The sequence below is a fragment of the Clostridium mediterraneense genome, from assembly GCF_900091705.1.
GTDB lineage: Bacteria > Bacillota > Clostridia > Clostridiales > Clostridiaceae > Sarcina > Sarcina mediterraneense.
This window is the reverse complement of record NZ_LT594785.1, coordinates 2,592,718-2,604,508: the sequence shown is the minus strand read 5'-3', so window position 1 is coordinate 2,604,508 and position 11,791 is coordinate 2,592,718. Positions and strand designations below refer to the sequence as shown.

Here is an 11,791-nt window from a genome sequence, read left to right as displayed (position 1 = left end):
GTGGAGTCGTCCTTGGGATACCACCCTGACATTACTGAAGTTCTAACTGGCGGCCATGAATCTGGTCACAGGACATTGTTAGGTGGGCAGTTTGACTGGGGCGGTCGCCTCCTAAAAAGTAACGGAGGCGCCCAAAGGTTCCCTCAGAACGGTCGGAAATCGTTCGTAGAGTGCAAAGGCATAAGGGAGCCTGACTGCGAGACATACAGGTCGAGCAGGGACGAAAGTCGGGCTTAGTGATCCGGTGGTACCTCGTGGGAGGGCCATCGCTCAACGGATAAAAGCTACCTCGGGGATAACAGGCTGATCTCCCCCAAGAGTTCACATCGACGGGGAGGTTTGGCACCTCGATGTCGGCTCGTCGCATCCTGGGGCTGAAGTAGGTCCCAAGGGTTGGGCTGTTCGCCCATTAAAGCGGCACGCGAGCTGGGTTCAGAACGTCGTGAGACAGTTCGGTCCCTATCCGTCGCGGGCGTAGGAAATTTGAGAGGAGCTGTCCTTAGTACGAGAGGACCGGGATGGACTGACCTCTGGTGCACCAGTTGTTCTGCCAAGAGCATAGCTGGGTAGCTAAGTCGGGAAGGGATAAATACTGAAAGCATCTAAGTATGAAGCCCCCCTCAAGATGAGATTTCCCATAGCGTAAGCTAGTAAGTTCCCTTCGAGAACAGGAGGTTGATAGGTCAGAGGTGTACGCATGGTAACATGTTTAGCTGACTGATACTAATAGAACGAGGGCTTGACCAAAAAGAAAAAGGCAAATATATATGTGTAATTTTTAGAGAATAATTTCTCAAAAATCTGGTGATGATGCTCTTTAAGGTAACACCCGTTCCCATTCCGAACACGAAGGTTAAGCTTTTAGAGGCCGATGGTACTGCACGGGTAGCTGTGTGGGAGAGTAGGTGGTTGCCAGGTCATATGGACCTTTAGCTCAGTTGGTTAGAGCAACCGGCTCATAACCGGTAGGCCCTGGGTTCGAGTCCCCGAAGGTCCACCATTTTTGGGGGTATAGCTCAGTTGGGAGAGCACTTGCCTTGCACGCAAGGGGTCAGGAGTTCGAATCTCCTTACCTCCACCATAAAACTATGAACTAAGTTCATAGTTTTTTTATTTTATATAAATAAATGTGTGAAAATTATAAAAAGTAGGTAATTTAAAATAATTACCTACTTTTTAATTTTATAATATTTATTTATAGCTATCTTATAATTATCGATAATTTATTTTCTATTAAAATTATGTATGCATAAATATAATAAATTTTTAATAATTATTTATTTTTATACATATATAACTTGTTTTAGCCTTAAAATTCTGTATAATTAATATAGTAACTTTAACGACAAAATATTTTATTGATATTAAAAGTTTTATTTTACTTTACAAGTTATATTAAATTAGTTTTAGATATTTACTATTAGATAAGATAAGGTTTATTTTATTTAAATATTATATTTACTAATCATAAGAGTAGAGTTAGAGGAAACAATAAGTATATAAGTGTGAGTTAGATTTAAAATAACTTATAGAAGGGAGGAGGCTATCACTTACTTAATAGGTTTTGGAATTTATAGTATACTTTTATTTATATAAGTTTAGTGATAGTTAAGTATTTTGGCTAAAAAAGAATTTAAAAAAGAAATGGGGCTTTTTATGGCCACAGCTCTAGTTATAAGTAATATGGTTGGAGCAGGGATTTTGATGTTACCAGCAACACTTGCAGGAGTTGCTGGACCAGGTGCCACTCTTATAGCATGGGTTTTAACTGGAATAGGGGCTTTAATTTTAGCTCTTACATTTGCTAATTTAGGATCTAAGATTCCTAAGAATGGTGGAATTTATGAATATTCAAGAATGGCATATGGAAGTTTTGGTGGATTTATGTCAGCTTGGCTTTATTGGAATGGAACATGGATAGGTAATGCTTCTATGTTTGTTGTTATTACAACTTATTTAGGAGCTGTATTTCCTATTCTTGTAGATAATCATTTGATTTCATTCCTATTTTCTTCAGCAATATTATGGATATGTACTCTTATAAATATAAGAGGGACAAAGTTTGTTGGAAGTATTACAACTGCACTTACAGTTTTTAAAATTATATTATTTGGAGCATTTATTATAATTGCATTTATGGGATTTAATTCAGCGAATCTTACACCTATGTTCCCACAAGGTAAAGGAATCGGTACAATTCCAATTGCAGCAGGAATTACTTTATGGGCATTTATGGGATTAGAAACTGCTTCAGTTACAGGTGGAGAAATAAAAAATCCAGAAAGAAATATTAAATTAAGTACTATTTTTGGCATGTTAATAAGTGCAGGTTTATATATTGTTATAAGTTTTGCTGCTATGGGTGCTATGAATCAAACACAGCTTGCAAATAGTACAGCTCCTATTAGTGATATTATATCTAAAGTTTTAAAGGTAGGAAATCTTTCATTTATTAGTGTATTTATCGCTATCAGTGTATTTGGAACTGCTCTTGGTTGGCTTTTATCAACTGCGAGAGTTAGCCAAGCTGCTGGAGAAGATGGAGTCTTTCCAAAAGCATTTTCAAAAATTCATCCTAAGTATGGAACACCTCATGTTTCACTTATTATTGGAGGAGTTCTTGTTAATATAATTTTAGTTATGAACTTTACTTCAGGACTTTCAGGTGCGTATAGTTTTATAGTTCTTTTAGCAACTTTAAGTTATTTACCTGTTTATGCTTTTACAGCAATTGCAGAAATAATACTTATGGCTAAAGGAAAGAGAAGAGCTAGTGTTAAGAATTATAGTCTACTTGTTATTAGGGCATTAATAGCATTTGTCTTTTGTATTTGGGGAATTATATCATCTGGAGCAATAACAGTTATGTATGGATTTATATTAATGATGCTTGGAGTTCCTGTATATTCATATATGAGAATAAAGGGTGGACTTAAAAATGAAAATGTTTTAGATGAAGAATTTTAAAATATAAAATTATGTGTACTAATAATGTTAGTTTATTATATAATATCTATATAGTAAAAAATAATTGTTGTGTGAACATATAAAAGCTAAAGCAATTGCTTTTAGTTTGTTTTAAAATGAGGAGTGTATTAAGATGTTTAATTTGAAGAAGCTAGAGGATGAACTAGTTGAGCTTAAGCTAAAAAAGAGAAAACTAATTTTAGCTGGTCAAAACTCTTATACCTTAGATGAAGAAATTAAAAAGCTAGAGGAAGAGATTAATTCAAAAAAATCTGAAGACACTAACAAATAGTAAAAAGAACTTAGAATAAAATTCTAAGTTCTTTTTTTTATTAGTCATTTTTATTAGTAGATTAACGTAATATTTTAAAAGCAGACTAAAAATTTAAAAGCTTAAATAATTTTTAAGGATAAAAAATAGTTTTATGAAAAAATATATAAAAACTAGAGAGATATTGGTTAGTTTTTATTTGTTTAATATAGGGGGAAGTATTTTTGAGTAAGTTTAATGATTTAGATATTTATTTATTTCATGAGGGAAGGCATTATAATTGCTATGATTTCATGGGAGCACATATAAAGAGTGAAGAGGGGAGAAAAGGAGTTAGATTTACTACTTGGGCACCAAATGCAGAAGAAGTATTTGTAGTTGGTGATTTTAGTAACTGGAATGTAGAAAAACAATATAAACTTTTAAGAATTAGTGATATGGGAATATGGTCTATATTTTTGCCAGGAGTTAAAGCAGCGACAAAGTATAAGTTTGCCATTAAAAGTAAGGTTTATGACAAAATTGTTTATAAAGCAGATCCTTATGCTAGAGCTGGAGAATTGAGACCCAATACTGCCTCTGTTGTTGTTAATCCAAATAGATATAAGTGGAAGGATAGAAAATGGATTAGTAAAAGAGATCAAGTAAATATAAAAGAAAGACCTGTTAATATATACGAGCTTCATTTAGGTTCTTGGAGAACTAAATTTAATGAAGAGACTAATAAAGAAGAATTTTTAACTTATAGAGAAATTAAGCATATTCTTCCTAAGTATGTAAGGGAGATGGGATATACTCATGTTGAAATTATGCCAGTTATGGAACATCCACTAGATAGTTCTTGGGGGTATCAGGTTACTGGATTTTATGCACCTACTAGTAGATATGGTAATGCAAATGGACTTAGGGAGCTTGTTGATGAATTTCATAGGTATAATATAGGAGTTATTTTAGATTGGGTTCCAGGACATTTCTGTAAAGATGAACATGGACTTTATAAATTTGATGGTAGTGCAACTTATGAATATGCAGAAGGGTGGAAGGCTGAAAATAAGGGCTGGGGGACTTGTAATTTTGATCTTGGAAGGCAAGAGGTTAGAAGTTTCTTAATTTCTAATGCTCTTTATTGGCTAAGAGAATTCCATTTTGATGGACTTCGTGTTGATGCTGTAGCTAATATGTTGTATTTAAATTATGGAAGAGAGAAAAATGAGTGGAAGTTTAATGAGGATGGGTCAGACAATAATATAGATTCTGTAGAATTTCTTAAAATTTTAAATGAAACAATTTTTAGTGAATTTCCTGGAGTGATTATGGCAGCAGAGGAATCAACAGCATGGGAAAAGGTTTCTCATCCAATTGAAGAGGGAGGTCTTGGCTTTAATTTTAAGTGGGATATGGGATGGATGAATGATACTTTAGAATATTGTGAGCTTGATCCGATTTATAGAAAGTATCATCATAATAAAATGACTTTTTCTATGATGTATAACTATTCAGAGAATTTTATCTTACCTATTTCACATGATGAAGTTGTTCATGGAAAGAAGTCACTTTTAGATAAGATGCCTGGAGATTATTGGACAAAATTTGCTGGTCTTAGACTTTTCGCTTCAAGAATGATAGGACATCCTGGGAAAAAGCTTAATTTTATGGGAGCAGAGATAGGACAGTTTATAGAATGGAGAGAATATGAGCAACTTGAATGGAAGCTACTTTCTTATCCTATGCATGATAGTACTAAACTTTTTTATAAAGAGCTTAATAATTTTTATAAAGATAATGAAGCCTTATGGAAAAATGACCATATAGGAGAAGGTTTTTCATGGATTGATGCAAATAATGCAGAGCAAAGTATATTTATATTTATGAGAAAGGCAGATAAACCAGAAAAAGATAGTTTAATTTTTGTGTGTAATTTTACAACAAATTATTATGAAGATTATAAGATAGGAGTACCATTTTTAACTGAGTATGTTCAAGTATTTAATTCAGATGAATTGAAATATGGTGGTTCAGGTAAGATTATTGAAGATACTTTAGAAGCTGAAGATATAGAGTATCATAATCAGCCATATTCATTAAATATTAAAGTTCCACCAATGGCAACTTTAGTTTTAGGTATAAAAAATAAGGAGGAGAAATAAATGAAGATTTTATTTGTAGCGTCAGAGGCACATCCATTTATAAAAACAGGAGGACTTGGTGATGTTATGGGGGCATTACCTAAAAGTTTAGCAGAACTTGGAGATGATGTTAGAGTAATAGTTCCAAAATATAAGAATATTAAAAAAGAATATCTTAGTGATATGAGATTTGTAAAGAGTTTTTGTGTAAATGTAGGTTGGAGAAAACAGCATTGTGGAATCTTTGAGTTAAAGTATGGAAATGTTACTTATTATTTTGTAGATAATGAGTACTATTTTAAGAGAGATGGACTTTATGGATATATAGATGATGGTGAAAGATTTGCATATTTTGATAGAGCTGTTCTTGAAACTTTAAGAGAAATTGATTGGTGCCCAGATGTAGTGAATTGTAATGACTGGCAATGTGGAATGATTCCAGCTCTTCATAAACTTGAGTATATTCATCATAGTGATGGTTTTTATAGTAATATAAAGACTGTTTTCTCAATTCATAATTTATTATTCCAAGGTAATTTTGACCCTAATATTTTACCAGAACTTTTCTCTTATGATTTAGAGCAATTTAATAATGGTAATATGGAGCTTTATGGAGCTGCTAGTTTTATGAAGGCAGGTCTTAATTATTGCGATAAGATTACTACTGTTAGTAAAACTTATGCAGAAGAAATTAAGACTCCGTGGTATGGTGAAAATTTAGATGGTGTGCTTAGAGTTAGAGAAAATGATCTTGAGGGAATAGTGAATGGTATAGATTATGATGAATATAATCCAGAAACTGATGAATATATTGCATGTAAGTACTCTATAAAGTCATTTTCAGACAAGAAGTTGAATAAAATTGATTTACAAAGGGAATTAGGTCTTGCAATAAGATCTGATGTACCAATAATTTCAATAGTATCTAGATTAACAAATCAAAAAGGTATAGACCTTATAGTAAATATAGCTGATAGACTTTTAAGGCAAGATATTCAGTTTGTTATTTTGGGAACAGGAGATTATGGATATGAGGAGCATTTCAGAGGACTTAAATATAAGTATAGTGATAAGGTATCAGTAAATATTTGTTTTGATAACGCTCTTGCTCATAAAATCTATGCAGGCTCTGACATGTTTCTTATGCCATCAGCCTTTGAACCATGTGGACTTGGGCAATTAATTGCCTTAAGGTATGGAACTGTGCCGATAGTTAGAGAAACAGGTGGATTAAAAGACACAATATACCCTTATAATAAATATGATATAACAGGAAATGGTTTTAGTTTTGCCAATTATAGTGCACAAGAATTAATAAATACTATTGAAGAGGCTATAAAAACCTTTCAAAGAAAAGATGAATGGAGTACTTTAATTAAAAGTGCTATGACTTCAGAAAATAGTTGGGAAAAGTCAGCAAAGGTTTATAAGAATCTTTATGAAAGAATAGCCTATTAGAGCTTATTTAGCAATTTTAGGAGGAATTTAATGCTAGCTATAGAAAAGGAAACATTTAAAAATGATTATAAGCAAAAATTCTTAGAACTATATGGGGAGGAACTTAGTGAATCTAATAATTTGTATAAGTATGAAGCATTAGGTAGTTTAATTAGGGATTATGTTGCAAAAACATGGCTAGATACAAATAAGTATTATAACAAGGTGGAAGCAAAACAAGTATATTATTTTTCTATGGAATTTTTAATGGGAAGATTGCTTGGAGATGCACTTTTAAATCTTGGAATAAAAGATATTTGCAAAGAAGCTTTAGCAGAGCTTGAGATAGATTTAGATGAGCTTGAAGAGTTTGAACAGGATCAAGGTCTTGGAAATGGGGGCCTTGGTAGACTTGCAGCCTGCTTTTTAGACTCTATGGCATCTTTAAATATACCAGGACATGGTTGTGGAATAAGATATAAATATGGATTTTTTGAACAGAAGATAATAAATAATAGTCAGGTTGAAGCTCCAGATACTTGGTTAAGGGAGGCAAATATCTGGGAGGCTAGAAAATCTGATAAAGCTGAGATTGTAAAGTTTGGTGGAGAAGTAAAAGTTGAAAATATAAAAGATAGAGTTGTATATACACATATTAATTATGAACCTGTTTTAGGAATACCATATGATACTCCTATTGTAGGTTATAAAAATGATGTAGTTAATACCTTAAGACTTTGGAGTGCTGAGACAGTTTCAAATGAATTTGATTTTTCTTCTTTTAATAGAGGAGAATTTTTAAAGGCAATAGAGTATAAAAACTCAGTAGAAGCTATATCACATGTTTTATATCCAGATGATTCTTTTGATGAAGGGAAGATTTTAAGACTTAAGCAAGAATATTTTTTTGTATCAGCAGGAATTCAAAGTATTATTAGACATTTTAAAAAGCATGGTGGTAATATAAAAAATTTAGATGAGAAAATAGCTTTTCATATTAATGATACTCATCCTGCACTTGCTATACCAGAACTTATGAGAATTCTTATTGATGAAGAGAACCTTTCTTGGGATGAAGCTTGGAGAATTACTAATAATACAATTGCATATACAAATCATACTATTTTATCAGAAGCTCTTGAAAAGTGGCCAATAGATTTGTTTAAGAAGCTTTTACCTAGAATTTATATGATAGTAGAAGAAATAAATGAAAGATTTTGTGCTGAACTTTGGAGTAAGTATATAGGACAATGGGATAAGATTTCTAGGATGGCTATTATAGGTGATGGTTATGTTAGAATGGCTCATCTTTGTGTAGTTGGTAGTCATAGTGTAAATGGAGTTGCGAAACTTCATACTGAAATATTAAAAAAAGAGGAAATGAGTGATTTTTATTATTTATATCCTAATAAGTTTAATAATAAGACAAATGGTATAACTCATAGAAGATGGCTTTTAAAATCAAACCCAGAGCTTACAAATTTACTTGAAGAGACAATAGGAAGTTCATTTATAAAACATCCTACTGATATGCAGGAGTTTGAAAAGTATTCAGATAATTATTATGTTCATGAAAGATTATCTCAAATTAAGTTAAATAATAAGATTAAACTTGCGAAGTTTATAAATGATACAAAAGGTATAATAGTTGATCCAAATTCAATTTTTGATGTGCATGTTAAGAGAATTCATGCTTATAAGAGACAGGTATTAAACTGTTTTAGGATAATGGATTTATATAATAAAATTATTGATAATCCTAGTTTAGATATTGTTCCAAGAACATTTATCTTCGGAGGAAAGGCAGCACCAGCTTATCATTTAGCTAAAAATATAATAGAACTTATAAATACTATTGGAGAAAAAATAAATAATGATCCTAGGGTGAAAGATAAAATAAAAGTTGTCTTTTTAGAAAATTATAGAGTTTCATTAGCAGAGAAAATAATACCTGCTACTGACGTTAGTGAACAGATTTCAACAACGACTAAGGAAGCATCAGGAACTTCTAATATGAAATTTATGATGAATGGAGCTATAACTATAGCTACTTTAGATGGAGCAAATGTTGAAATTAAGGATGAGGTTGGGGAAGACAATATTATAATTTTTGGTATGAGTGAAGAGGAAATAAGGCATTATTATAAAAATGGTGGCTATCATTCATATGATTATTACAACAATGATCAGAGTATAACTAGAGTTATTGATGATCTTAGTAATGGAAAATATACAAGTGATATAAATAGATTTAGTAATATTTATGAAAATTTAATCACTTATAATGATGAGTTCTTTGTTCTTAAGGATTTTGAATCTTATATTAATGCAAGTAATAGGATAGATACTATTTATAGAGATATTCATAAGTGGCAAAAGATGTGTGCAGTAAATATTGCTCATTCAGGAATATTCTCATCAGATAGAACAATATCAGAATATGCTACAGGAATCTGGGGTTCAAATATAATGTATAAAAATTTATAAAGATAAAATGAACTATTTTGATGAAAGGAAATGAACTATATGAATAAGTTTTATATGATTCACAATTCTCAAAATAAGTTTTATAGAAATCCTTTCGGTGCTGTAAAGAAAGGGCAAAAAGTAAAAATAGGTATAGAACTTGAGCATGATGCGGAAGTATTGTTAGAGGTTTTTAAATTTGATGGAACAAAAGAAACAATATTTATGGAAAGAGATAATGAAAAAAGTAGCTGGAAGAAAAATTTCTATAAGGCTTTTATAGATACAAAAGATAAATTAGGGCTTATAAATTATCATTTTACTATTATAAAAAATGATGAAAAATTATTTTATGGAAATAACTTAGAAGGCCTTGGTGGGAAAGGACAAGTTTATGAAGATAATCCAAAGCCTTATCAAATAACAGTATATAATGACTTTAAAGTTCCAGACTGGTATAAAGGGGGGATAATATATCAAATATTTGTTGATAGATTTTGTAATGGAAATAAGGACTATCATATAAATAATCCAAAGCATAATAGCTTTATATATTCAAATTGGGATGATGACCCTTTATATATAAGAGATAAGAGTGGAAAAATTATAAAGTGGGATTTTTATGGCGGTAATTTAAGAGGAGTTATAGATAGATTACCTTATATAAAAAGTCTTGGAACAACTGTAATATATTTAAATCCTATATTTGAGTCACCTAGCTGTCACAAGTATGATACGGGTGATTATGAGAAGATTGATGAAATGTTTGGGGATGAGGAAGATTTTAAAGAGCTTTGTCAAAAAGCCAATAAGTTAGGAATGAAAATAATTCTAGATGGAGTATTTAGTCATACAGGTGATGATAGTAAATATTTTAATAGATATGGTAATTACGAAACTATAGGAGCTACCCAATCAACAAAATCTCCATATTATAATTGGTATAGATTTTATAACTATCCTGATAAGTATGAATGTTGGTGGGGAATGGAGAATCAACCTAATGTTAATGAATTAAATGAGACATATGTTGATTATATTATAAAATCTGAGAATTCTATAATAGCTAAATGGATGAAGCTTGGTGCAAGTGGCTGGAGACTAGATGTGGCAGATGAGTTACCAGATCAGTTTATTAAAATGGTTAAGAGTAAGATGAATGATATTAATAAAGATAATGTTTTAATAGGAGAAGTATGGGAAGATGCTTCAAATAAAGTAAGTTATTCAGAAAAGAGAGAATATTTATTTGGAAGTGAACTTGATTCAGTTACTAATTATCCCATAAGAAGTGCAATAATATCATTTGTTAAAGGAGAAATAGATGCAAATTATCTAGGTAAAAAGATAATGAATATCTATGAAAACTATCCGAGGGAAAGTTTTTATTCAAATATGAATATCTTAGGTAACCATGATACTGAAAGAATATTAACTACTTTTGATAATAGTATAAAGAAATTAAAAATTGCAGTAGCTATTCAAATGCTTCTTCCAGGAGTTCCTTTAATATATTATGGGGATGAAGTTGGACTTACAGGTGGAAAGGATCCAGACAATAGAAAAACATTTCCTTGGAGGAATCAGAATATTGAAATACAAAATTGGTATAGAGAGATAAGCTCTATACGAGAGTCAGAAGAGGTAATAAGAAAAGGTGAGTTTAGAATACATCAAGTAAATTCGAATGTATTTTGTTTTGAAAGATATATAGGGGATAAAAGAGTTTTAGTATTTACTAATTCCTCATTAGATGAAGAATACTTTGTTAAAATAAGTGATATACAAGGTAATTATAAAAATTTTCTTAATCCTTATGAAAGGTATTATTTTAATAAAGAAGGACTTAGTATAACTTTAAATCCAGGACAAATTAAAATTCTTATGAATATATAATCCTCTTCTTGAATATATAAAATTTATATGGAATTTGTACAATTTAATTTCTATATTGTACAAATTCTTTTTTTATAGGATTTATAATAAAAAAAATCTATATTAGTAATTTTATTGATTATTAAAACATAATTATCATTTAGGAGGTGATTAATATGATAAGAACTGTGGTTTGTAAAAAAGAAGGATGCACAGGAAATAGTTTTAGAGTAAGTTCAAAAGAAAATAAGTTAACTATAACTTGTACTGAGTGTAATAGTGATTATAGTTTTGATTTTAGGCATCATAGTTTTACATTATTATCTAATTGTTCAGTTTGTAAATCAGATGTTTTTAAGGTTTTTAAAGATATAGATACAGACGAAATTTATGCAAAATGTTTAGAATGTGGTAATCCTCCAGAAAGGGTATATATTGATGATGATGGTATACAAATCTCTTATACAGATAGATTGTTAAATGAAGTTAAAGAGATTGTCTATATGATAGATAAGCGAATGATGAATTTAGAAACAAAGGTAGAAGATCTTGAGAATGGTCAAAATTTATCGGAAGAATCTTTAGCATATATAACTAAATTTCTTACAGATCAACATTAATTAGAGTAGGATATACGTTACTACAGGTA

The 11,791-nt window shown here is 30.8% G+C and carries 7 protein-coding genes, 2 tRNA genes, 1 rRNA gene and 3 other annotated features; all 10 genes read left to right on the top strand.

The window, feature by feature from the left end; genetic code table 11:
- Window positions 1-106 precede the first annotated feature (106 nt).
- Window positions 107-275 (top strand) — a sequence feature (23S ribosomal RNA rRNA prediction is too short).
- A 19-nt stretch (window positions 276-294) separates the two neighbouring features.
- Window positions 295-454, top strand: a sequence feature (23S ribosomal RNA rRNA prediction is too short).
- Window positions 455-473: 19 nt separating this feature from the next.
- Window positions 474-735: a sequence feature (23S ribosomal RNA rRNA prediction is too short), on the top strand.
- Between the two features lie 65 nt (window positions 736-800).
- The 10 genes from rrf (at window position 801) to BN8917_RS13840 (ending at window position 11,762) form a co-directional block, all read left to right on the top strand.
- Window positions 801-918, top strand: a 5S ribosomal RNA gene (rrf, locus tag BN8917_RS13880).
- A gap of 5 nt (window positions 919-923) precedes the next feature.
- A tRNA-Ile gene (locus BN8917_RS13875) sits at window positions 924-1,000 on the top strand.
- 5 nt (window positions 1,001-1,005) lie between these two features.
- Window positions 1,006-1,081, top strand: a tRNA-Ala gene (locus BN8917_RS13870).
- A gap of 536 nt (window positions 1,082-1,617) precedes the next feature.
- The gene (locus BN8917_RS13865) at window positions 1,618-2,967 is read left to right on the top strand and encodes an APC family permease (protein ID WP_066875326.1); all 1,350 of its coding nucleotides are present in this window, start codon (window positions 1,618-1,620) and stop codon (window positions 2,965-2,967) included.
- 133 nt (window positions 2,968-3,100) lie between these two features.
- Window positions 3,101-3,259 (top strand): hypothetical protein, encoded by a 159-nt coding sequence (locus BN8917_RS14540; protein WP_187117200.1) that lies wholly within the window; start codon window positions 3,101-3,103, stop codon window positions 3,257-3,259.
- 203 nt (window positions 3,260-3,462) lie between these two features.
- Window positions 3,463-5,385, top strand: coding sequence for a 1,4-alpha-glucan branching protein GlgB (gene glgB, locus BN8917_RS13860; RefSeq protein WP_066875324.1), 1,923 nt, complete (start codon window positions 3,463-3,465; stop codon window positions 5,383-5,385).
- Window positions 5,386-6,822: a glycogen synthase GlgA gene (gene glgA, locus BN8917_RS13855; RefSeq protein WP_066875321.1), complete on the top strand. Its 1,437-nt coding sequence runs from the start codon at window positions 5,386-5,388 to the stop codon at window positions 6,820-6,822.
- A 30-nt stretch (window positions 6,823-6,852) separates the two neighbouring features.
- Window positions 6,853-9,288 carry a glycogen/starch/alpha-glucan phosphorylase gene (locus tag BN8917_RS13850; protein WP_066875319.1) on the top strand — a complete coding sequence of 812 codons (2,436 nt, stop codon included), beginning with the start codon at window positions 6,853-6,855 and terminating at the stop codon, window positions 9,286-9,288.
- 39 nt (window positions 9,289-9,327) lie between these two features.
- On the top strand, window positions 9,328-11,163 hold the full coding sequence (locus BN8917_RS13845) for a glycoside hydrolase family 13 protein (RefSeq protein ID WP_066875317.1): 1,836 nt from the start codon (window positions 9,328-9,330) through the stop codon (window positions 11,161-11,163).
- A gap of 155 nt (window positions 11,164-11,318) precedes the next feature.
- Complete coding sequence (locus tag BN8917_RS13840) at window positions 11,319-11,762, top strand: hypothetical protein (protein WP_066875315.1); 444 nt, start codon at window positions 11,319-11,321, stop codon at window positions 11,760-11,762.
- The last annotated feature ends 29 nt before the right edge of the window (window positions 11,763-11,791 follow it).

Coding starts and splice junctions, on each gene's coding strand:
- BN8917_RS14540 (WP_187117200.1), top strand. CDS start 3,101: ATGTTTAATTTGAAGAAGCTAGAGGATGAACTAGTTGAGCTTAAGCTA.
- glgA (WP_066875321.1), top strand. CDS start 5,386: ATGAAGATTTTATTTGTAGCGTCAGAGGCACATCCATTTATAAAAACA.
- BN8917_RS13850 (WP_066875319.1), top strand. CDS start 6,853: ATGCTAGCTATAGAAAAGGAAACATTTAAAAATGATTATAAGCAAAAA.
- BN8917_RS13845 (WP_066875317.1), top strand. CDS start 9,328: ATGAATAAGTTTTATATGATTCACAATTCTCAAAATAAGTTTTATAGA.
- BN8917_RS13840 (WP_066875315.1), top strand. CDS start 11,319: ATGATAAGAACTGTGGTTTGTAAAAAAGAAGGATGCACAGGAAATAGT.